The 23156-nt window shown below is 52.2% G+C and carries 20 protein-coding genes, 1 tRNA gene and 2 pseudogenes; 21 read left to right on the plus strand and 2 right to left on the minus strand.

Annotated elements, in window-relative coordinates:
- Positions 1-319: 319 nt before the first annotated feature.
- Complete coding sequence (locus ACLRGG_RS09195) at positions 320-805, minus strand: winged helix-turn-helix domain-containing protein (protein WP_416249429.1); 486 nt, start codon at positions 803-805, stop codon at positions 320-322.
- 697 nt (positions 806-1502) lie between these two features.
- Between ACLRGG_RS09195 and ACLRGG_RS09200 the strand changes: the two genes are divergently transcribed.
- From ACLRGG_RS09200 to ACLRGG_RS09275, 16 genes and pseudogenes are all read left to right on the plus strand, one after another.
- A complete protein-coding gene (locus ACLRGG_RS09200) occupies positions 1503-3302 on the plus strand; it encodes a glycosyl hydrolase family 18 protein (RefSeq protein WP_416249430.1) in 1800 nt (599 codons plus the stop codon).
- A 107-nt stretch (positions 3303-3409) separates the two neighbouring features.
- The gene (locus ACLRGG_RS09205) at positions 3410-3937 is read left to right on the plus strand and encodes a type II secretion system protein N (RefSeq protein WP_416249431.1); all 528 of its coding nucleotides are present in this window, start codon (positions 3410-3412) and stop codon (positions 3935-3937) included.
- 65 nt (positions 3938-4002) lie between these two features.
- On the plus strand, positions 4003-5955 hold the full coding sequence (gene gspD, locus ACLRGG_RS09210; protein WP_416249432.1) for a type II secretion system secretin GspD: 1953 nt from the start codon (positions 4003-4005) through the stop codon (positions 5953-5955).
- 20 nt (positions 5956-5975) lie between these two features.
- Positions 5976-7424, plus strand: a complete 1449-nt coding sequence (gene gspE, locus ACLRGG_RS09215) for a type II secretion system ATPase GspE (protein WP_416249433.1) — start codon at positions 5976-5978, stop codon at positions 7422-7424.
- Position 7425: 1 nt separating this feature from the next.
- Positions 7426-8622, plus strand: coding sequence for a type II secretion system inner membrane protein GspF (gene gspF, locus ACLRGG_RS09220; protein ID WP_416249434.1), 1197 nt, complete (start codon positions 7426-7428; stop codon positions 8620-8622).
- An 11-nt stretch (positions 8623-8633) separates the two neighbouring features.
- The gene (gene gspG, locus ACLRGG_RS09225; RefSeq protein ID WP_416249435.1) at positions 8634-9089 is read left to right on the plus strand and encodes a type II secretion system major pseudopilin GspG; all 456 of its coding nucleotides are present in this window, start codon (positions 8634-8636) and stop codon (positions 9087-9089) included.
- 2 nt (positions 9090-9091) lie between these two features.
- Positions 9092-9778 (plus strand): type II secretion system minor pseudopilin GspH, encoded by a 687-nt coding sequence (gspH, locus tag ACLRGG_RS09230; protein ID WP_416249436.1) that lies wholly within the window; start codon positions 9092-9094, stop codon positions 9776-9778.
- Positions 9708-10028: a type II secretion system protein GspI gene (locus ACLRGG_RS09235; RefSeq protein ID WP_416249596.1), complete on the plus strand. Its 321-nt coding sequence runs from the start codon at positions 9708-9710 to the stop codon at positions 10026-10028. The genes gspH and ACLRGG_RS09235 overlap by 71 nt, the downstream gene beginning before the upstream one ends.
- A complete protein-coding gene (gene gspJ, locus ACLRGG_RS09240; protein ID WP_416249437.1) occupies positions 10025-10621 on the plus strand; it encodes a type II secretion system minor pseudopilin GspJ in 597 nt (198 codons plus the stop codon). The genes ACLRGG_RS09235 and gspJ overlap by 4 nt, the downstream gene beginning before the upstream one ends.
- Positions 10622-10630: 9 nt before the next feature.
- Entirely contained in the window at positions 10631-11728 is a 1098-nt protein-coding gene (gene gspK / locus ACLRGG_RS09245; RefSeq protein WP_416249438.1) for a type II secretion system minor pseudopilin GspK, read from the plus strand.
- A gap of 10 nt (positions 11729-11738) precedes the next feature.
- A complete protein-coding gene (gspL, locus tag ACLRGG_RS09250) occupies positions 11739-12944 on the plus strand; it encodes a type II secretion system protein GspL (RefSeq protein ID WP_416249439.1) in 1206 nt (401 codons plus the stop codon).
- Positions 12941-13429 carry a type II secretion system protein GspM gene (gene gspM / locus ACLRGG_RS09255; RefSeq protein ID WP_416249440.1) on the plus strand — a complete coding sequence of 163 codons (489 nt, stop codon included), beginning with the start codon at positions 12941-12943 and terminating at the stop codon, positions 13427-13429. Before gspL ends, gspM begins: the two co-directional genes overlap by 4 nt.
- 48 nt (positions 13430-13477) lie before the next feature.
- The gene (locus ACLRGG_RS09260; protein WP_416249441.1) at positions 13478-14341 is read left to right on the plus strand and encodes a prepilin peptidase; all 864 of its coding nucleotides are present in this window, start codon (positions 13478-13480) and stop codon (positions 14339-14341) included.
- A 49-nt stretch (positions 14342-14390) separates the two neighbouring features.
- On the plus strand, positions 14391-14786 hold the full coding sequence (gene gspS / locus ACLRGG_RS09265; protein WP_416249442.1) for a type II secretion system pilot lipoprotein GspS: 396 nt from the start codon (positions 14391-14393) through the stop codon (positions 14784-14786).
- 345 nt (positions 14787-15131) lie between these two features.
- A pseudogene (locus ACLRGG_RS09270) lies at positions 15132-15265 on the plus strand (IS5/IS1182 family transposase); the annotation flags it as partial.
- A 253-nt stretch (positions 15266-15518) separates the two neighbouring features.
- Positions 15519-15594: transfer RNA gene (locus tag ACLRGG_RS09275), tRNA-Gly, on the plus strand.
- Between the two features lie 499 nt (positions 15595-16093).
- Here ACLRGG_RS09275 and ACLRGG_RS09280 read toward each other — a convergent pair.
- A pseudogene (locus ACLRGG_RS09280) lies at positions 16094-16471 on the minus strand (QueG-associated DUF1730 domain-containing protein); the annotation flags it as partial.
- Here ACLRGG_RS09280 and nnr point away from each other — a divergent pair.
- The 5 genes from nnr to miaA are packed head-to-tail and all read left to right on the plus strand — an operon-like array spanning position 16470 to position 23145.
- Positions 16470-17987, plus strand: coding sequence for a bifunctional ADP-dependent NAD(P)H-hydrate dehydratase/NAD(P)H-hydrate epimerase (gene nnr / locus ACLRGG_RS09285; RefSeq protein WP_416249443.1), 1518 nt, complete (start codon positions 16470-16472; stop codon positions 17985-17987). The pseudogene ACLRGG_RS09280 and the gene nnr overlap by 2 nt on opposite strands.
- A gap of 2 nt (positions 17988-17989) precedes the next feature.
- Entirely contained in the window at positions 17990-18466 is a 477-nt protein-coding gene (gene tsaE / locus ACLRGG_RS09290) for a tRNA (adenosine(37)-N6)-threonylcarbamoyltransferase complex ATPase subunit type 1 TsaE (RefSeq protein WP_416249444.1), read from the plus strand.
- Positions 18463-20136, plus strand: a complete 1674-nt coding sequence (amiB, locus tag ACLRGG_RS09295) for an N-acetylmuramoyl-L-alanine amidase AmiB (RefSeq protein ID WP_416249445.1) — start codon at positions 18463-18465, stop codon at positions 20134-20136. The genes tsaE and amiB overlap by 4 nt, the downstream gene beginning before the upstream one ends.
- 17 nt (positions 20137-20153) lie before the next feature.
- Entirely contained in the window at positions 20154-22202 is a 2049-nt protein-coding gene (mutL, locus tag ACLRGG_RS09300) for a DNA mismatch repair endonuclease MutL (protein WP_416249446.1), read from the plus strand.
- Positions 22195-23145 (plus strand): tRNA (adenosine(37)-N6)-dimethylallyltransferase MiaA, encoded by a 951-nt coding sequence (miaA, locus tag ACLRGG_RS09305; RefSeq protein WP_416249447.1) that lies wholly within the window; start codon positions 22195-22197, stop codon positions 23143-23145. The genes mutL and miaA overlap by 8 nt, the downstream gene beginning before the upstream one ends.
- Positions 23146-23156: the final 11 nt, after the last annotated feature.

The following is a 23156-nucleotide window of genomic DNA, read 5'->3' on the forward strand; positions in this document are numbered from 1 at the left end:
TCGAGTCTCGTTTCCCGCTCCAAATCTCGTTTGCACTCGCTCAGAGTGAAACGCCATCTTCGTAGTCTACATCCACGGCCTGCCCATTCGTTAAAATCTCAAACCAATAACAGATTGCTCCTTATTACGCTAATAGATTTCTCTGCATTACGCCGCGTGCCCTATGCGATCCTGGCAAACCTTTAACGTATCCCATTTTAACTCACAGATCCTGTGTCGATTTTAAGCCGCTGGTTCTGTTAAGACGCGGCCTACCTGTAATGATATTGACGAGGTGTACACGAAGGTTTTAGCGTTGCAGCGCGTATTACGTTTTCTGTTACTGCGCTGACACCAACGAACGTGCAAAGGCTTTTAACTTTCGGGCCAGTGACAGCCAGGCTGGCAGCTTAGCGGAGGGCACTTTTTCCTTTGGCTTTAGATCCACATCCTGACCAGAAAAGTCATTGGGGATGTATTCTTCTATAACGACACTTTCCTGATCTATAACCCAACCCTGTCTCGGTATTGTATTAATAATATTAATTTCAAGACCGGCTTTGCCAAGCTGTTTGCGCAACTCCGATATGGTCTGATAGAGAGTATTAGGAGTGACCTGTTTTCCATGCTCTTCCCAGCCACGCTTATAGAGTTGCTGATGGTTGACAATGTTACCATGGTTAACAATTAACAAAACTAAACAGCGGGAGGCCGTACTGAAAATTACATGCTGAGTGTTGTTGTTACGTGAAATGAATAGGTTTTTATGTGGTAGGAATATTACCTTTTCATTGATTAAATAGCATGTGTCGCATTGGTTGGCCATGATTTCATCATCCTTAATATATTGAAGATTATGACTTAACTAGCGTAAAGCGGCACCGAAAATGATAAGATATTTCACTTATCAACGATTGATTTCAATCGGTACCTTTCTCTTATTCCCAGTGATAATGAAAGCATTTAATAACATAAATAGCAACAGGATCAAAGAGTGTCAGCAGACTTTGTAATTCTCAGTTGTTCTTCTGTCACATAATGTGGATTATTACAATAAGCTAAGGAGGGCGCTATTACTTTAATGATAAGATATTAGCATTAATGGGTTTTAAAGTTTCCTATAATCAGGCTGACGGTGCTTTATGTTCCATAAAGCACCTCACTTAAGAGCATAAATTACTTGCTGACAGGATTATCTTTATTGAAGTAATGAATTTAAGTGCGGCGTCATGCTTTATCAGATGATTTATTGCCGGTCCGGGCCTTAATGAGCGTATTAATCATCATTAAGCTGGGGGGTTAAGTGAAAAATGCAAGAGAAATATTATTTTTTTGGTTATATTGCCCTGCTTTATCTGAGGGCATACTGAAGTATGACAGGCTGCGACCTAATATAATCAGGAGAGCAAATCCTTTGTTCACTAATAGTTATGGCTGGTTTGCAGTACTTGTCTCAGAGCCATCGTCTCACTTTCAGTGATGTCAACTGTGTTTTATTTAACGTTTTATAAGGGAATGTATAAATGTTTAAAAAGACGGCTATTGCAACGTTATTGGGTTGTACACTATTGGCTCAAATAATGCCTGCGACTGCGGCAGGAAATCGCTATGTCAGCTATCTGACCTCCTGGGGCTTACCCGACATCGATACCCTCACTACTCAGCTGAAAAAATCTGATATTGATATTTTCATGCTCTCTTTTGGCCAGTGGGATAGCGAAGGTAATATTAAAGTATCTGATGATATGCTAACCGTGCCTGAATACAACGGTTACTGGATGCCACAGAATTATGTGGGATGGACACAGCTTAAGCGGGCCAATCCAAACAAAAAGATTGTTGTAGCCTTTGGCGGTCAGACCTATGAAGGAATTTGGTCAGCAATCAGTACTCCGGCACAGCGTGATAAGGTTGCCAAAAGTCTGGCAAAGCTGCTCAATACACGTTTCCCTGTCTACCAAAGAGGGCTGAAGGCCAATGAGGTCCTGAATAAATGTCTGGCGACAACCTGGGATGGAAAGTGTGACTACAGTCAATATCAGCTGGCGGGATATACGTCTATCGACGGCATTGATTTTGATTTTGAAAAAGCTGCCCGCCTGACGCAGCAGGAAAACGATAATCTGGTGGATCTGGTTAAGCGTCTGCGTGCGCTGGTCGGTAAAGAACCTCTGCTGAGTCTGACCACATACCACGTTGGCGCGGATCCGGAAAACTGCGAGAATTCCTCCATCACTGAAAGCTGTTCTTATATTGAAAGCGAGCGTTCAGCTCATCATGGCGAAGTGACCCAGCTACTGAAAGACAGTAAGGACCTTTTTGATTTCTTCAACGTAATGACCTATGACGCGGGCAAAAACTTCAAATATAAAGTTGCCATGCAGAACTACGCCAATGCGGTTGGAGATAAAAGTAAAATTCTGGTTGGCACGACTATTAACAGTCAGTGGGGACCAACAGGCAACTTTGTCGAAAGCAAAGCTAACAATATGGAGCGTGCTGCGTGGCAGGCGGAGAATGGCTATGGTGGCTTCTTCGCCTGGACATTAGGTTCTTCAACTGAACAAACACCTTTCGCCAGTCAGGTTTCATACCTTAACGATATGGTTAAACTGGCGAAAGAAACGCAGCCCGTTACCCCCGTTAATCCTGTCCCACCGGTTAATCCTGTCCCACCGGTTGAGCCAGAACAGCCTGAAGCACCCCTGGTAGAATTGGCTGTGCCAGACGTTTCAGCCGGTCCCCGGATACGCTACGTTGATTACAACAAGGGGGCTGAGGTTAAGCTGTTTGTCTCTGAAAAAACGTTAAAAACCGCTTCTTACCAGGTCAGACTAAATGGGGGATATATCTTCTCCTTTGACAAGGGTAGCGCATACTACTCTTACAAATCAAATCTGGGTGGCGGTGTGATACAGCTGGTTCGTGGCCTGAATGCTAAAGATGGCGATATCATCACCCTGAATGTGACTGGCAGACCAACTATCAGTCAAAAAATTGTGGTGAAAAATGGTGCGCGTTACATTGCCGATAAAGCTATTCAATCTGTCACTGCCAACAATGGCAAAGTGAGTGTAACTATGAATGCTAAAGAGTTTAACCAGCCGAATCGTTATATAGTTTACCTGAACGGTAAATACCTTATGGAGTCCTGTGCTGGTAAAGCCTATAACTCCTCGTTAAAAAAACAGGCAGATCAAGTGACGATGAGCAGGTCATGGTCTGTTAAATCAGGTGATAAAGTAGAGGTTCGACGCGTAAGTCATATCCCAGGCTTAGGTTCATCTGACTTCAGCACGATTTATTCTCATGTAGTTAAATAATAAATGATCCTGTCGCTTATTAGGACAGGGTATTAACAGGCGGAGAGGAGGGCGTGACTCTCTCCTTTCCGCTATCACAGGTCGGTTAGTTCAGGGAGAGCCTAAAGTTGCAGCATTTTGAATTCCTACGTGCTTCGCCGCTAATGATTGGGATCAGCTTCATTCTGTTGAGCCTGGCAGGTTACCTGCTTGCAACGACCTATACCGATTTAACGCTTAAAGAAAAGGATGTTAAAAGTATTATATTATCAGCTAAAGAGAGGGAAGATGCTGATTTTTCTAAGAAAGTGCGCGCGGCTGATGCCCCCAGCCCATTTGAACAGTTAATAAGAATTCGTGCGACAGACAGCGCCAGAGATGGGAAAATTGCTGTCACTCATCCGCTGCCTGACGATGCAGTGCTTATGCAGGCCCCCGTCGGTGAATTGCCCGGCACAGTAACCGGATTGTTTAGTAGCGATCAACGGCATCAGGATCTGGCTATTATTGATTTTTCTGGCCAGCAAAAAAGTTACCGACCCGGTGACCCGCTGAACGCCGGCGTGACGATCGCGCGAGTTCTACCCGACAGAGTCATATTTGAGTCAGCGGGGTTTTATGTCGCTAAGCTTATGTTTACGGAGCAAGAAAGATAAGTAAAAGGAATTCATTATTCCCTTCCGGATTAAATAGCTGAGTCGCGTTTCAAGGAGTTGTAACTTTGCAGGGATGTAAAATCGCTGATTACCGGGCGTTGAAAACGGTATTACTTATTGTGTTGGCTCTGATAGTTACCGCACCCGCCAGGGCCGATAAATACAGTGCCAGCTTCCAGAATACGGATATTCGGGAATTTATTAATACGGTTAGTCAGGCACTAAAAAAAACCGTAATCATTCAGCCAGCGGTAAGCGGCACGGTAACCGTCAGAAGTTATCAACAGCTTGATGAAGAACAGTATTATCAGTTTTTCCTGAATGTACTGGACGTTTATGGATATAACGTAATTGAAATGGACAATAATGTCCTGAAAGTCGTGCCCGCGGTACTGGCAGGCAGCAATGCCGCCGTCGATGAGGGGATGACCCAGGGCGGTGACCTGCTTGCAACCCGCGTGGTGGCCATCAAGAATATAGCTGCGCACGAGCTGGTGCCTGCGCTGGAAAAATCGAATGCCGCCAGCGGAACGATAATTAGCAGTTTTGAAGGCTCCAATAGTTTGTTGCTTACCGGGAAAAGCAGCGTAATTAACCGCCTGCTGGAAGTTATCCAGCGACTCGATCGTCGCGGTGATAGCCATATTGACGTCTATCCCCTGCAACACGCTTCAGCGAGTGAACTTATCCGTCTCGCGGATGAGATGCTAAACGACAGTAAAAAGTCTACCCGACCGGGCGCGCTGGCGCTTCAGATGGTGGCTGATGAGCGCACTAACAGTATTCTGATCATGGGAGAGCCTGAGCCACGCCGCTTAGCACGCGACCTTTTCCAGAAGCTCGATCTGGAATATACCGTGCAGGGAAAAACGAAAGTCATCTACCTGAAATATGCGCAAGCTGCCGGGTTAGTTGAAGTCCTGACCGGCATGAGTGCCAGTATGGAAAATAATGGCCAGTCGGCCACATCAACAGTCAGCCCCGCACTGTTACAAGGCACCAGCATCAAAGCGGATGAGCAGACCAATTCGCTGATTATTACCACTAAGCCAGGCATGATGCCCGAACTGGAAAGCGTCATTGCAAAATTAGATATCCGTCGCGCCCAGGTGTTGGTGGAAGCGGTGATTGTGGAGTTGCAGGATGCCGAGGGATTGAATCTGGGCGTCCAGTGGTTCAATAAAAATGGCGGCGGTACAAATTTCTCATCAAATAATGCATCAGCTATCGGAATTCTGGAGAGCGGATCGCTGACGAGTGCCGTTCAGAACGTGACGGGATTAGGCGCGGGCTTTGGTCATAATAACTGGTCGGCTTTACTTAACGCGATCAAAAGTAATACCAATAACGATATTTTGGCCACGCCAAGCATTGTTACGCTGGATAACATTGAAGCGGTTTTCAGCGTCGGGCAGGAAGTGCCGGTGCTTACTGGATCACAAACTACCAATAGCGATAACATATTTAACACCGTCGAGCGCAAGAATGTCGGGATTAAACTGAAGGTCAAACCGCAGATTAATCAGGGCGATTCTGTATTCCTTAAAATCGAGCAGGAAGTCTCCAGCGTGGCGGAGAGTTCAACCACCGGCAGCGCCGAGCTCGGTGCGACGTTTAACACCCGCACGCTGAATAATTCTGTGCTGGTGGGAAGCGGGGAAACCGTCGTCGTGGGTGGGCTACTGGATACCACTCAGTCTGACGTGATGCAGAAAGTCCCATTGCTGGGCGATATTCCTCTCATTGGGCGTCTGTTTAGCTCTACGTCTAAGAAAACTATCAAGCGCAATTTAATCCTGTTTATCCGTCCGACAATCATTCGTGATGGCGAACAGTACCGTCACCTCAGCTCACGTAAATTCAACGATCATCAGGATCGCCAGCCTGTGCGAGATGGCATACATAAATTGCCCGGCGAGCTGATAGCGCTGAAAGACTCTGACGTTCAGCGTGAACAGTTCAAACAGGTTACCGCGCTGATCTCAGCCTTTCAGCAGTACGCAGGAGTGAAAGAGTGACAGGCAGGCAAGGTGATCCGATGCCATCGCTGCCTCTCTCATGGGTGAAGCAGCACGGCGCATTGGTATCAGAGGCGCGGGGAAGCCAGCGCGTGGTCTGTCGGGAGAATGTGACAATCTCCGCACTGATGGAGATACAGCGCCTCTTTCCTGCCATCCGGGAGCTGGAAAGGGTCAGCCAGGCCCAATTCGAGCATACCCTTGGGGAGGTTTATCAGAATAACGCTGGCGTGATGGCGAATATTGGCAGTGAAATTGATTTTTATGCGCTGGCAGAAGAGATCCCCAACCACGTCGATCTGCTGGATAGCAATGATGACGCGCCTATTATCAGACTGATAAACGCCATGCTTGGGGAAGCAATTAAAGAAGCGGCATCAGATGTGCACATAGAACCTTTTGAAAAACGCCTGGTGATCCGTTTCCGGGTGGATGGCATTTTACATAATGTTCTGGAGCCTCAGCGTCAGCTGGCTTCGCTACTGGTTTCCCGCATCAAGGTCATGGCGAAGCTGGATATTGCGGAAAAGCGCCTTCCTCAGGATGGGCGCATTGCCTTACGTATTGCGGGGCGTGCGGTAGATGTGCGCGTTTCGACGCTTCCCACGCAGTATGGTGAACGGGTGGTGATGCGTGTGCTTGATAAAAATAATGCCAGGCTGACGCTCTCCAGTTCAGGGATGTCTGCCGCCTGCCGCGAGGGGCTGACGCAGCTGGTGCATCAACCCCATGGATTGATTCTGGTCACCGGACCCACCGGATCGGGCAAAAGTACCACGCTCTATGCGGCGTTAAATGAGATCGACAGCGGCGTACGCAACGTCATGACCGTCGAAGACCCAATTGAATATGAGCTGGATGGGATTGGCCAAACCCAGGTGAACAGCAGGGTGGAGATGACCTTTGCCCGTGGACTCAGGGCGTTACTGCGTCAGGATCCAGACGTGGTACTGGTGGGTGAAATACGCGATGCAGAAACGGCACAGGTCGCCGTACAGGCTTCCATGACCGGACATCTGGTACTCTCCACACTTCACACCAATACCGCCGCCGGCGCCATTACCCGACTGCAGGATATGGGGATTGAACCCTTTCTGCTCGCCAATACGCTGGCCGGGGTGATGTCCCAGCGGCTGGTGCGTACCCTGTGTACTCACTGCAGCACACAAACAGCGGCCAGCCCGGAGGAGCAGCAACTTACAGGCTGTACGCAACCGACACTGATGCTTTATCGTGCAGTAGGATGTGAGCACTGTAAGCAGACCGGCTATCGCGGGCGTACCGGCATTTATGAGCTGATTATTCTTGATCAGCAGGTAAGAACGGCGCTGAGCCAGGGGAAGAGTGAGCAGGAAATTGAGGCGCTGGTCCATCAACGCAGGGATACGCTGCGGCAGGATGGTATAAGCAAGGTGCTGGCCGGACTGACAACCCTGGCAGAGGTCACCCGCGTGACGAGAGAAGTCTGATATGGAAAAGTTTAGCTATCAGGCGCTGTCACCCCAGGGAGAAAAATGCCGTGGATACCTGCTGGCAGCCAGTCTCAGCGACGCCAGGCAACAGTTAAGAGAGAAGGGACTTGCGGTTATTACGCTTAAAAAGTCGATAAAAGTAGCGCTTCCGCGGCGTTCCTCCCTCTCTGGCAGGGAGCTGGCGCTGGCGACCCGGCAGCTGGCGACCTTGATTGCGGCGCATCTGCCAGTTGATGAAGCGGTACAGGCCGTTGCTCAGCAAAGCGAAAGAAAAACCGTCGTGGATATTTTTTCCCAGCTAAGAGGCATGATCCGTGAGGGACACTCGCTGGCGATGGCGCTGGCGGCTTTTCCAGCGGTCTTCAGCCGGATGTACTGTGCGATGGTGGCGGCAGGCGAGGCCTCGGGGCATCTGCCGTTAGTGCTGCAGCGGCTGGCGAGTAATGAAGAACAGAGCCAGAAGCTGAAAGGCAAAATTATGCAGGCCATGATTTATCCGGTAGTGCTGACGCTGGTGGCCTTTGCTGTCGTGGCTATCCTGCTAACGGCCGTGGTTCCTGAAGTGATTGAACAGTTTATCACCATGAAGCAGGCCCTGCCGTTAACGACCAGAATACTGATCGCCTGCAGCGATTTTTTGCGCACCTTCGGCGTAATGCTGCTCGGCGGGATGGTGGCGTTAGCGATAACGAATCTGCTGTGGCTGCGTGACCCGGCGAGGCTGCTTCAGCGTCACCGGCAGCATCTTCGCTGGCCGCTGATTGGTCGACTCACTCTCAGTATCAGCACCGCACGCTATGCCCGCACCCTCAGCATTCTGAATGCCAGTGCCGTACCGCTGCTTGACGCGATGCGCATCAGCGCGTCTGTGGTAATGAATGAGTATGCCCGACAACAGCTGAACGACGCTGAAGCGAAAGTCAGAGAGGGTGGGAAAGTTCATCAGTCTCTGAAAGCTACCGGACTTTTTTCACCGATGATGCTGCATATGGTGGCGTCGGGGGAACAGAGCGGCTGCCTGGATGAGATGCTGGAGCGATCGGCAGAGCTACAGGAAGAACAATTATCACATCAGATTACATTGGCCCTGGCTCTTTTTGAGCCTGCGCTGGTAGTGACGATGGCGAGCATAGTGCTTTTCATCATTCTGGCTATTTTACAGCCCATATTGCAGCTCAATGAAATGATTGGATAAGGATATACACGATGACTTATGGAGAGAGTCGCATCCGGCGACCTGACGGGCAGGGTGGGTTTACCCTGCTTGAGATTATGGTGGTGATCGTCATTCTGGGGCTGCTTGCCAGCCTGACTATACCCAGCCTGATGGGGAATAAAGAGAAAGCAGACCTGCAAAAAGCCAGAAGCGATATCGCCACGCTGGAAAATTCGCTGGATATGTACAGGCTGGATAACCATCGTTATCCCACCACCGAACAGGGACTGGAGGCGCTGACAGAGAAGCCTGAGCTGTCACCCATCCCCAAAAATTACCCTGAACAGGGGTACATTCGTCGTCTGCCCAGGGACCCCTGGGGCAATGATTATCAGCTGCTCAACCCTGGCGAACACAGCGCGATTGATGTCTTCTCCTTCGGGCCAAAGGGCGAAGGCGCACGTGAGCAATATATCGGTAACTGGGACGATGAGCGGAAGAAATAGCCGTGATACCGCGTAGTCAGGGGTTCACGCTGCTGGAGATGCTTTGCGTGGTGTTCCTGCTGGGGCTGATGGGGTCGCTGGTAACCGGCGCGTTTCCTTCTCCGCACCGTGAAATGGCCAGGGAGCATGAAAAATTGCTTCTGGCGCTGCGCACTGCGGCTGAGCGGGCTCAGCTTGAAGGGCGGGTTTACGGCCTGCAAATCCGCCCCGGTGGATGGGAAATCAGGGTGTTAAGCCGGGATACCGAGCCTGCTGAGTCCCGGCAGGTAGGGGCTTTAATCGACGGCTACCGCTGGCGGATAGCGAAACGCGGAAGTAAAAGTTTACAGTACCAATTACCGCCACAGGTCGTGCTGAAAATTGAGGCTAATCACCTGTCTTATTCCTCTGCCGGGGATAAGGGAGGCGGTGACAAACCCCAGGTGCTCTTCCTGCCTGGAGGGGAAGTCACAGACTTCGTTTTAACGATGTCGATGCGACAGGCCAGTGACGACAGGGACAGGCAGGCAAACGATGTAGCACCAGGGGGATTGATCACCTCCAGCGCACAATTTTTGCTATCAGAGGGTGGAGGCTGTGAAAGAAAGCGGAATGGCACTGATGGAAGTGCTGGTGGCGATGCTTATTCTGGCTCTCTCAGCGACTGCGGTGTTGAGAATCAACGGACAACAGGTAAAGGCTCTCACTAGTCTGCAACAGAAACAAAGTGGAGCATGGCTGGCAGACTCGAAGCTGAACGAAATTATGCTCCATCCTGCCAGCACTTCAGAGCTGTGGCAGCACGGATCACAGATGATGGGAGGCGCGACGTGGCATCTTCGCTGGCGGCGGGTTCCTACCACCGATCCGGGGATCGTGGCCGTGGAAGTTGAAGTCCGTCAAAACAAGAAGCAACAACCTGTGGCATCGCTAAGAACATGGATGAGCATTAAGAAATGAACGGGCTTAAGCGGCAGGCCGGTTTTACGCTGCTGGAAATGGTTGTCGCTCTGGCGCTGACTGCGACAATCAGCGTGGTAGCGCTACAGCTTTTTCAGGGGGTAGTGCGGAGTTCGGATCTGATACGTGAGAAATCTACCCGACTGATGCAACAACAGTTTGCCTTCTCGGTGATGGAAAATGATTTTTCACATGCTCTGCTAAGCGCCGCTGGTAGCAAAGATAATGACTTCAACCCGAACAGCGACCTGCCCACGACAGCTTCCGACTCGGTAGTGCAGTTTTTACGGGGGAACTGGCTTAATCCCGGCGGTATGCTGCAGCGTACGCAAATCGAGGCGGTCAGCTATCGTCTGAGGCAGGGAGAGCTGCAAAAAGTCAGCGCCGTATGGCCTGCGGATTTAGCGGGCCGCGAGCCGAAAGTGACTTCATTACTGACGGGCGTAGAGGCTTTTACACTCCGCTACTACAGCGGTAATCAGTGGGTGGCGGAACTCAATATGCTGAGCGTGCTGCCGAAGGCCGTTGAAATAACGCTGGTGCTTACTGACTCCGGGAAATTCAGCCGGGTATTTCTGCTGGCAGAGGAGTGAGAGAAGAAGATGTCAGATCAGAAAGGAAGCGCGTTGCTGATGGTATTGCTGATGATGGCCTTAATTCTCACCGTAACCGTGTTGAGCAATGAGTACTGGCAGCACGTTATGACCAGAAGCCAGCACTCGGTCTGGCAGACGCACATGAAGTGGATGCTACTGGGCAATGAGAAGATTGTCAGGAACCAGCTGCAAAAAGAGCCGAAGATCCGGCCCGTAAGGCGGATTGCGGTGCTGGACGATGTGCCAGTTAGCTATGAAATTCGCGACAGAAGTGATTGTTTCAATCTGAACTCACTGGTCAGCGCGGGCTCTTCTGACAAAAGTGACTTACCGGGGAGAAAGGCAGTAAAAGATGAGGTACAGGAAAACGAATCCTCTGTAGCGGGATCTCAAATCTCTCCGCTGGATGGGGCGTCTGCGGTGGACATGCCATTGACTGCTAACGATGAGGGGATGGCGCAGAAAGCCGGACATTATCCTGCGGCTGTCTTTACCCACCTGCTGATCAATGTCACCGGGATGAACCCCGTAGCAGCAAAAAGCGTTACTCAGTCAGCCGTAGAGTGGGCAAATCGGGCAGCAGACGATTCGGTAAATAATGTGGCAGGCGAGGAGGATAAAAATGCAGACAGACAACGGTCCGTCGATCTGCCTGCTTCCTATGCGCCGATACTTGATAGCCGCGAGCTGCGCAGGCTAAGCGGCATTGACCAGAAAGTCTTGGATCAGCTAAAACCCTGGGTCTGCGTGCTGCCGGATAATGATTTAACGATAAATATCAATGCATTGAATCCATATCATGGCCCGATGCTGGCTGCGTTATTCACCGGAAGCTTGCCTGTTAGCAAGGCCAGCCGGTTATTAAGTGAAAGACCGCCGGAGGGCTGGACAGACAGTGCTTTATTAATGGCGGCAGCAACAGAGAAGGAGAGTGAGTTTAAGAAAGCGATGGGGAAAACACTGGTGCTGGAAAGCCGCTATTTCTCGCTGTCTCAGTGGGTCACGGACGATGAAAATGAGTACGTTCTTCGCTCACTGTTAAAAGACGAAAATAAAAAACTCACTGTCATCCAACGGCGTTATGGCATGAGCGAAGCTTACTGAGTAAGAGTTAATGAATAATATTAAGAAAAAAGCAGGTAAGCATGCGGTGCTTTTTATCCGACCCTCGCCCTCTTCTGACCAGCGGGTTGAATGGCTTTACTCCATTAATAAAGATATTCAGGCCTCAGGTGAACTCCCTGGTATGGCCAGCATTAACAGGCTGAAGGAGTATGCGGCGGCGGGTGATGTCATATTGATCCTTCCGGGTGAGTTCGCGGTATTTCATTCTGTTGATATACCTGGGGCAGGAAAAGTAAGAATGAGCCGCCAGCTGCAGAAGGCTCTGCCCTACTGGCTGGAGGATAAGATCATAGGCGAAGTAGACGCGCTGACGTGGCTGAGGGTTACTGTTGGCCCTCCCGTCAGTATGCTCGGCGTGGATAAAAACGCGTTGCAGGCATGGATCAGTTGGTTTACCGAAGCTGAATTACCGCTGCATCGCATTGTGCCGGATACGCTGTGCCTGCCGGTTCCCGGCAACGAGGAGTGGAGCTGTGTTCAGGATGGAGAGCGATGGATTATCCGTCAGACTACGGGTAGCGGCATGGTGCTTAATCGTCAGTGGCTCTCAGCCCTGTCTGGCGATCTTCCTGCTGCAAAAGTGTACGGCGTCAATACCGGGATAGCGCTTCCGGCAGGATGGTATCCGGTTGTAGCGGGCAATACGATTGAGTGCCTGGCTGCGCACAGTAGCAGCACGGCGGTGAATTTACTTAAGCAGCCAGTGGGTGCAAAAAAAGGCATCCTGTTTCAGGGATGGAAATATACGTTGCTACTGGCAGCCCTGGTTTTGGGGATGCTCTGTCTGTCGCTTTTTCTTCGCGGCTATCAGTATCAGCAGGCTGCAGATCGGATGGAGATGCAATCTCAGGAATTGTACCGGCAGATCACGCAAAGTAAGCGAAAAGTGAGCAATCCTAAATTCCGGCTGATGCAAATAGTTAAGAATAACGAGCAAAAGCAGCAGCAGAGTGGCGTATTGCAGTTACTGAATGTCCTGGCAGTAGCCAGTAAGGTTGAGGCTGGGATTGTTATTCATTCGATCTGTTATGACGGCAATCAGGGTGCATTATTTATTGAGATCCCGCGTGAGAATGCAGAAAAGCTGAGTGCCAGTCTGGAAGCCCAGTCATTAGTCGTTCGCACAGCAAGGCCGGAGTTGAATGCGCATAAAGATCCCCAGACGGTGTGGCTGCAAATGGACAGGCAGAAATGAAAGAGAAAATAATCCAGCGATGGAAGGCTTATTCCAGCAGCGAAAAAGTCGCCTCGCTGGGAATGATAAGCGTGGTAATTGTGCTGATTATCACTTTTGGTATCGTTAGCCCCTTGAAAGAGTACGCTGACAGCGCTTATAAAAGGAGGGTTAAGGCTGAGGGGGATTTGCAGTGGATCGCTCAGCAAAAATCCCTTTTGCTTAAGCTAAGTGGAAGCCGCGCCGCAAATATAAGCCCGGGCACTTTATTAACACATATAGACCAAACTATGATGAGAAACGGCATAACGGCCGTAATGGATAATCACTCATCGCAGGAGGTTAAGGTGCAAATAGCGGCTATTCAGTTTAGCCACCTAATCAGCATTATTAATGAGTTACAGGAAGAATTTGGCATTGAGGTTCTCCAGCTAAATACAGTGGCGCAAAGTGATAAAAATGATGTCGTGAGCGTCACTGAGATGGTATTAAAACATGGCCAATGAGGGGGGCTTCAGAAAGTCAGCGCACCGTTAAAAGAAAGGACAGGTTAAATGGACTTATTCGCAGAAATTGCCCGGCACCTGCCGGTACTCTGGTGGGCAGGAGTGGCGACGGGCGGCCTCTGTGTCGGCAGCTTTTTAAACATGCTGATCTATCGTCTGCCGCTAATGATTTCCATCGCTGACCAGAGAGGCGAAGAAATAATAGCCACGCACGTTTTCACTACTCAGCTTAATGCGCGGCAGGAAAGGGCCGTATTTAACCTGTTAATACCGGCGTCACACTGTACTTCCTGTCGCACCCCACTGGGATGGAGGAATAATATTCCACTCGTAAGCTGGTTACTGATCAGGGGAAGAAGCCGCTGCTGCCATAAGCCCATCAGCATTGGCTATCCGCTGGTAGAATTAGCCACGATGGGTTTGACGCTGTTATGCGCCTGGCTGTTCCCTCCGGGCCTTGCGTTGGTTGGAGTACTGCTTTTCAGCTGGCTACTGCTTGCGCTGGCAGTGATCGACAGCAAGACCTGGCTGCTTCCGGATGTCTTAACCTTGTCCCTGCTATGGCTGGGGCTACTGTTTAATCTGAACGGTCAATTTGCACCCTTAGAGGATGCGGTTTTAGGCGCAACAGCCGGTTATGGTTTGCTGTGGTTGTTTAACGCAGTGACATCCTCTCTGATGAACAAAAATTGTATGGGAAACGGGGATTTCAAACTTACTGCCGCTCTCGCCGCGTGGAGTGGCTGGCAATGCCTGCCGCAGCTGCTGTTACTGGCGGCGGCATTGGGGATTGTCGCTATCTTGCTCTCGCGTTTGCTGTACAAAAAATCTCTCAGCTCGGCCATTCCTTTCGGGCCGGCTCTGGCCGTCGTGGGGTGGCTACAGATAATGGGAGGTTTAACTACGGGATAGCAGGTGAATTAATAAGGGACAGCGTATCGTAAACTTAAGGAAAAGAATAATGATCCATAAAAACTCTTTATTTAATGGCTGTGTGTCATTTTTAGTGTTGCTGACGTTGACGGGGTGCCAACAAAGCACCAAAAAGTTAAACATTACCTCAGTGGCCGAAATACCAGAAATCGAGCAGCAGGTCCAGCAGCTGTCCGCCATTATGGGGGGAGGATATTATCTGAAAGCAAAATGCCATCGCAGCGACCTGCCTTCAGGCGAGAAGATGTTGTCCCGCGTCCTTGAACTGGCTAAGCAGCGCAGCTGGCCGGTGGAGGCCACTGAATATCAGCAGCTGGCTGAAAAAAGTGAGCACATCTATCAGGCCCTGCTCACTGACGGCACCCCACCAGAGCAGCAGTGTCAATATTTCAATCAAAATATTAGCGGATATTTCCACGAGTAATACTGGCTACGGTGTGTCCTGGTTTTAATTAATATGCTTTTCCTATTTGTATTTTTAACTGAAAGGGAGAAATATTTCATCATCGAAAGAGCTGGCTTTGTTGAATAAATTTAACTTTTGGCCGTAGTCAGGATCAGAACACCATACTCCTGGTCCTGCAGCGATATTACGTGGCAAAACAAAAGTTCAAAATCACTCACAGGGCTACTACCTACAGCATGGCGCTCATCAATCGTGGCTCACTGTTATTCTGGCTCACTGACATTCTGGCTCACTGACATTCTGGCTCACTGACATTCTGGCTCACTGATATTCTGGTTCACTGACATTCTGGTTCGATGAGATGATCTCTCCCTGAACAACGTGACTGATGCAGAGGCATTCTCGGGTCTCATCCGTCAGACTCACAGGAAAATCAGGGCGCTTGCGCTGAAGGGGCTTATGACACAAAACTGTGCCATAACGAGCCCAGACGGCGCTTTTATCTGAATCCGATTTATTTAACAAAGCCACCCCATCCGATAACACCAGCAGTGAAAGCTGGAAACCACCCCGCGACATCATGCCGATCGGGATCCTCTGAACGCTAAAAAGATCTTGTCATCAACGAGCATAACGTTCATAATCCCCTCCATTCCGAAACAGGGAATAGAGAGATTGTTTAAAATCAAAGAGTTAGCGAAGGTTTGCTGATTTTTCCACGAATAATCTCTTTCAAAATCCAGATCGTATGCGGGAATAGCTCAGTTGGTAGAGCACGACCTTGCCAAGGTCGGGGTCGCGAGTTCGAGTCTCGTTTCCCGCTCCAAAAAAATGATGAAAAGCCTGACAGACAGATGATTTATCCACAGCGGTAATTCAGCTGCGCATCGCTTTTTTTGCCATTCATAAATACGTCATTCACAGAGTTATCCACAAGTTAGCCGCCACCCTGTAAGGGTTCTCGAATATGCAGTTTTTTTACATTTGTCGATAACTCCATGAATTAATTAGTATAAATAATATTTCAATTTGTTATCGGGATCCCTTGTGCTTTCTGTGACAGTTGAATGACAAAGACTTTTTATTTTTACTCACAGCTTGTGGAAAACTGTTCCGATACCCTACGCGACACCTTCTCTGTCAGGCACCATATGGTAATCCTTTCTCAATCGACCTGAGCAGCCGCTTATGACGTGCCGCGGTGATATCGACAGCATTTTGCTTCCTGCCTTCTTACTGACGCTCTGTCGCCCACTCAATATGCTCATCCAGCATCGCGTTCTCGCTCCATCTGGCGACGACCGCGTCGAGATTCTCCTGCGCCCGCGGATCAACTCTCCAGGCTTTTTCAGTCGATTGCGCAATACTTTGTGATAATCACGGCCAGGCGCATAGCGGCTGACGTAGCCAGGCTGGGGGTTTTTTAGCGTAGAGGCGAAGGCGGCCTTCGCCGGAAGATAATTCATTCGTACGCTGCTCACCCTCAGGGTGCCGGAAAGGAGTTCGTGAGCGCGCGTGTATCATGCCGTGGCGTGTCATCCAGCCCGTCTCGCCGTGATACTGTTTGTCCAGCCAGAGGCCTGGAGGCGAGGTTCTTCCAGACTTAAATCGGTATCGCAAATGCCGACCTGTTGAAAACCGCGGGCCAGCCCCCAGTGTTTGATATCCCGGGCGAGTTGAATAAGATCAAGAGGATGTGACATGAGTAACCTGAACCAGCAAGAGAACACCGCCAGTTTACCCTATTCCGTCTGGCCTGTAGAGGCGCTATCCCGCCTTGAGCAGCAGGGGGCGGATGCGCTTGGCGTTACGCTGTTTGAACTGATGCAGCGTGCGGGAGAGGCCGCCTTTGCTAAAATTCGCAGCCTGTGGCCCGCTGAACAACATTATGTCATTCTCTGTGGCCACGGCAACAACGGTGGCGATGGCTACATCATCGCCCGGCTGGCGCAGTCAGTGGGATTAACGGTCACGCTGATCGCCTGCGACGGCAGTAAACCGTTACCGGAGGAAGCCGGACAGGCGCGCGAGGCCTGGCTGGCGGCGGGCGGCATTGTTCACGATCCTGCGATAGCCTGGCCTGAGAACGTCGGGGTGATTGTCGATGCGCTCCTGGGCACCGGTGGTAACCGTGCCCCTAAAGCGCCCTATGATGCGCTGATCAAAAAAGCCAATGCCCACCCGGCGCCGGTATTGGCCGTCGATGTGCCGTCCGGTCTGGTTGCTGCTACGGGGACGGTTCCCGGTGACGTTATCGTCGCAACACACACGCTGACGTTTATTGCATTAAAGCCCGGCCTGCTGACCGGGAAGGCACGTGACGTGGTTGGCACGCTGCATTTCCACGCGCTGAGCCTTGATCCCTGGCTCAGCCAGCAGACGGCACCCATTTCGCGCTATGACGCCAGTGCACTGTCCCGCTGGCTGAAACCGAGGCGCCCGACATCGCACAAGGGCGACCACGGCAAGCTGGTGATTATTGGTGGCGATCGCGGCACGGCGGGTGCCATCCGCATGACTGGCGAGGCCGCCTTACGTGCAGGTGCCGGCCTGGTGCGAGTGCTTACTCACAAAGATAATGTGTCACCCATACTGACCGCACGTCCCGAGCTGATGGTGCATGAGCTTAGCAACAAGAGCATTGACGACGCGTTGGAATGGGCCGATGTCATTGTGATTGGGCCGGGTCTCGGGCAGGGCGAGTGGGGTAAAAATGCGCTGAAAAAGGTAGAAAACTCTCAGAAACCTATGCTTTGGGATGCGGATGCGCTTAACCTGCTGGCAATCAGTCCGGATAAACGTCAAAATCGGATCATTACACCTCATCCCGGCGAGGCGGCGCGCCTGCTGAATGTTAAGACCGGCGAAATTGAAAGTGACCGCTTACATTCCGCGACACGTCTGGCAAAACGCTACGGTGGCGTGGTGGTACTGAAAGGTGCCGGTACGCTTATCGCCAGTGAAAAAGGCGAAATGGCGATTGCCGATGTAGGCAATGCGGGGATGGCAAGTGGCGGTATGGGTGACGTATTGTCGGGTATTATTGGCGGTTTGTCAGGACAGATGCTCTCACCGTTTGAAGCGGCCTGTGCAGGATGCGTGGCGCACGGCGCAGCTGCTGAAGCCGTATCCAGACGTTATGGCACGCGGGGAATGTTAGCGACCGATCTGTTTTCCGAGCTTTATCTGTTTGTTAATCCTGAGATGTTGAATAAATAAGAATGAAGACCTGTGTAATCACATTGCCCGATGAGGCAGCTACTCTCGCCCTTGGCGCCAGCATGGCCCGATTCTGCACGGCAGCGGCCACCCTCTATCTGTATGGCGATCTCGGCGCGGGTAAAACAACCTTTAGCCGCGGTTTTCTCCAGGCGCTGGGGCATCAGGGCAATGTGAAAAGCCCAACCTACACCCTTGTCGAACCTTACATTTTGCCTGCCCGCCGGGTGTACCACTTCGATCTCTATCGCCTTGCCGACCCGGAAGAGCTGGAGTTTATGGGCATCCGTGACTACTTTACCGGCGACAGCCTCTGCCTGGTCGAATGGCCGCAGCAGGGCGCTGGCGTCCTTCCCACGCCGGATATTGAACTTCATCTCCGTTATCAGGGTGAGGCGCGTGAGGCCGAAATTACCGCCTGTTCCGCAACGGGTGATGAAATTGTGCGGCTGCTTGCCGTAGAGAAGGGCTGTAAATGATGTTGCGCATGAAGATGGGTCTGATAATGGCCCTGTTATTCAGTACGTTCTCCACCCTGGCTGCGAATTTGTCGGATATCAACGTCTCTAATGGCAGCAGCAAGGCGACGGTGACGCTCAATTTTAGCGGGCAGCCGACCTATGCTTTTTTTCCGCTGCACAATCCTGACAGGGTGGTGCTGGATATCCGTCAGAGCGGCGTGATCAAGGGACTGCCCCTGACTTTTAACGGCGAAAATATTGTTAAGCGCATTCGCTCCAGCAAGCCGATAGACGGTCAGAGTATCCGGCTGGTGTTTGAGCTGAATCAGAAGGGCAAAACCCGCGCCATAACCCAGCGTAGCGGCAGCAGCTACAACGTAATATTTACCATTTCTGGTACGCAGCAGGCGGCATCAGCCGGTCAGCAGGCTGGGATAAGTCGCGCATCGCGCACCACCTCCCCGAGCCGGGCGACCGCCGCTGAAAATCCGTTTAAGTCGAAGCCTGTTACCGTCGTCAGCAGCAGTAATAACGTCCTGCGGCCCGGCGCAAGTACTACCGCGACCAACGACGCGGTGATTGTGGCCATTGACGCCGGGCACGGCGGGCAGGATCCTGGTGCCATTGGCGCAGGCGGGTTAAAAGAGAAAAATGTCACCATTGCTATCGCCCGTAAGCTGAAAGTCCTGCTGAATGAGGACCGGATGTTCAAAGGCGTGATGACCCGCGATGGCGACTACTTTATTTCGGTGATGGGCCGCTCCGACGTGGCGCGCAAGCAAAATGCGAATGTGCTGGTGTCGATCCACGCCGACGCGGCACCGAATCGCAGCGCTTCCGGGGCTTCCGTCTGGGTGCTGTCTAACCGCCGTGCCAATAGTGAGATGGCGGGTTGGCTGGAACAGCATGAGAAGCAGTCAGAGCTGTTGGGCGGCGCAGGCGATCTGCTGGCGAACAGCCAGGCCGATCCCTATCTGAGCCAGGCAGTGCTGGATTTGCAGTTCGGTCACTCCCAGCGCGTGGGTTATGACGTGGCGGTAAAAGTGATCGCTCAGCTACAGCGCGTGGGCTCGCTGCACAAGCGACGTCCTGAACATGCGAGCCTGGGCGTACTGCGGTCGCCGGATATTCCGTCCCTGCTGGTGGAAACCGGCTTTATCAGTAATCCTTCGGAGGAGCGACTGCTTGGCAGTAGCGCATACCAGCAGAAGATTGCCGAGTCGATTTATAAAGGACTCCGCAACTACTTCCTGGCGCACCCGCTACAATCGGTCCCAAAGGAGGAAAACCGACCGCTGCAGTCCGCAGCGGCGGTTAACGTCCAACCGATACCTGCTCCGGTAAATACGCAGTATTCTGGGCCAACCCAGCGGCATGTGGTAAAACGGGGCGAGACGCTTTCCGGCATCGCTGCGCAGTATGGCGTGAGCATGGCGACGCTGCGCACCCTCAATACGCTGAAAAGAGACGTGGTATGGGTTGGGCAACGCCTTAAGGTTCCGGCGGGCAGTCAGCTTACCCGCGCTGCCAGGCCGAAGAGGGTGATGCGCCACAAGGTGGTCCGCGGCGACTCACTGACCGCCATCGCCGCTCGCTACGGCGTCAGCCCGGGCACCATCATGCAGGCCAATAAAATGAAGTCGCAGAATGTGATGCTGGGTCAGACGCTCACAATCCCGACCTCGTAATTAACCAAGGAACGTTTATGCCCATTCAGGTGTTGCCTCCCCAACTCGCTAACCAGATTGCGGCCGGTGAAGTGGTGGAGCGTCCGGCGTCGGTGGTCAAAGAACTGGTTGAAAATAGCCTGGATGCGGGTGCCACGCGCATTGATGTCGAGATCGATCGGGGCGGCGCAAAGCTGATCCGTATCCGTGATAACGGCAGCGGCATTGGCAAGGATGAGCTGGCGATGGCGCTTGCCCGCCATGCCACCAGCAAAATTACTTCGCTCGACGACCTTGAGGCGATCGTCAGCCTCGGTTTTCGCGGCGAGGCGCTGGCCAGCATCAGCTCGGTTTCACGTCTGACGCTGACGTCGCGGACGGAAACACAAACCGAAGCCTGGCAGGCCTACGCGGAAGGGCGTGAGATGGCGGTGACGCTGAAACCGGCGGCGCATCCGGTTGGCACAACGCTGGAAGTGCTCGATCTCTTCTACAACACGCCCGCCAGGCGTAAATTTATGCGCACCGAGAAAACGGAATTTAACCACATTGATGAAATCATTCGGCGTATTGCGCTGGCGAGATTCGATGTGGCCTTCTCGCTGACGCACAACGGCAAGCTGATGCGGCAGTATCGTGCCGTGAGCGGTAGTGGCCAGCAGGAGCGACGGCTTGGCTCGATCTGCGGCCTTCCCTTCCTGAACCATGCGCTGGCGATAGCGTGGCAGCACGGCGATCTTAGCCTGCGCGGCTGGGTGGCCGATCCCGCCGGTTCGCGCACCCTGACCGACCTTCAATACTGCTATGTGAACGGGCGAATGATGCGCGATCGGCTGATCAACCACGCGATCCGTCAGGCCTATCAGGATAAGCTTGGGGACGATCATCAACCCGCTTATGTTCTATATCTGGAAATCGATCCGCATCAGGTCGATGTTAACGTGCATCCTGCCAAGCATGAGGTGCGTTTCCACCAGTCCCGCCTGGTACATGATTTTATCTATCAGGGCGTCGTGAGCGTCCTGCAGGAGAGTGCGCAGCCCGTGCTGCCGGGTGAGGGAAGCGACTCCCCGGCGCGCTGGCAGCCTGAAAATCGGCAGGCTGCGGGCGGTAACCACTTCTCTACGCCTGCGGCGACGGTATCAGCGGGTGATCATCGCGCCCCTCTACCTGCCGCGGCTAAATCTGTGAGCGGGTCGTCTGATTCATCACGGACTCACCAGACGCGTACGGCAGGCGACTCCTCTGGTTCGTCGCAGCGCGGTGCGACACATTCAGCGGGCGACACCTCTGGTTCGTCACAGGGCGGTGCGACACATTCAGCGGGCGACTCCTCTGGTTCGTCGAAGAGTGGCACAGCACGTCCGGTAAGTGCTGGCGCCACGCCTCCCGGCTGGCAGCGACAGGATCCGCTCTACCAGAAAAAAGAGGGGGCGGTTTACCAGCAGCTATTAAATGTTTCGGGCACCTCCCGCAATAATGAACAGACTCCGCCGCCAGAAATTCAGGCCGCTTCGCCGCTTGGTGGCCACAGCCAGAGCTTTGGCCGCGTACTGACCATTATCGGGGAGGATTGTGCGCTGGTTGAGGGGCACAACCAGCTGGCGCTGATCCTGCTGCCGGTGGCGGAGCGCTGGCTAAAACAGGCCCAGCTTGAACCCGGTGACGAGGGGCTTCGGCCGCAGCCGCTGCTTATCCCCCTCAGGATGAAAATCGACCGGCCTGAGCGAGATGCCCATGCCCGCTACGTCAGCCTTCTGAATAAGATGGGGATTGACCTGCAAGCTGACGGGCACCACATCCAGCTACGCGCGGTGCCTTTACCATTGCGCCAACAAAATTTACAAATCTTGATTCCAGAACTGTTAGGCTATCTGGCCCGGCAGCAGGATGTCAGCACGACGCAAATGGCGCACTGGTTAGCGCGTCATGCGGTTGCTGAACACCCGCACTGGAATCACTCGCAGGCGATTGCACTGCTGGCCGATCTCGAACGATTATGCCCGCAGCTGATTAAATCACCACCTTCTGGATTATTGCAGCACATCGATATTGAACAGGCGATGAACGCCCTGAAGCATGAGTGAAACTTCCAAGGCTGGCCGGCCAAAGGCACTATTTTTGATGGGCCCGACCGCATCCGGTAAGACGGCGCTGGCAATTGCACTACGCCAGCATCTGCCGGTTGAGTTGATTAGCGTAGATTCTGCCCTGATTTATCGCGGTATGGACATTGGCACCGCCAAGCCCTCCGCAGAGGAACAGCGTCTTGCTCCCCATCGTTTACTGGACATCCGCGATCCGGCAGAAGCCTATTCGGCAGCCGAGTTCCGTCGCGATGCGCTGGCTGAGATGGCTGAGATCACGCGGAGCGGTCGAATTCCGTTGCTTGTTGGTGGCACCATGCTCTATTACAAGGCGTTACTGGAAGGATTATCGCCGTTGCCCCCGGCCGATCCTGAGGTGCGCCAGCGTATTGAGCAGAAGGCGAGTGAGAGTGGATGGGATGCACTTCACCGCCAGTTATGTGAAATAGATCCCGTTGCTGCAAATCGTATTCATCCGAATGATCCCCAGAGACTCTCGCGAGCACTGGAAGTTTTTTTTATTTCGGGTAAAACTTTAACAGAACTGACTAAAATCTCAGGTGACGCCCTGCCTTATGACGTTGTTCAGTTTGCGATAGCCCCTCAGGCACGTGAACTGATTCACCAGCGTATTGAGCTGCGTTTCCGACAGATGTTAGCGTCAGGATTTGAAGCGGAGGCTCGGGCGCTTTTTGCACGAGGTGATTTGCATACGGATATGCCTTCCATTCGTTGTGTCGGGTATCGCCAGATGTGGTCATTTCTCACGGGCGAGATCGATTACGATGACATGGTTTATCGGGGAATTTGCGCGACCCGTCAGTTGGCTAAGCGCCAGATGACCTGGCTTCGCGGCTGGAAAGACGTCCACTGGCTGGATAGCGAACATCCTGAAGCCGCGCGGGTGAAAGTGTTACAGGTTCTTGGTGCGAAGCATGGGTGATTGTGTACAAT

It is taken from the genome of Erwinia sp. PPS120 (assembly GCF_047918655.1).
GTDB classification, from domain to species: Bacteria; Pseudomonadota; Gammaproteobacteria; order Enterobacterales; family Enterobacteriaceae; genus Erwinia; species Erwinia tasmaniensis_A.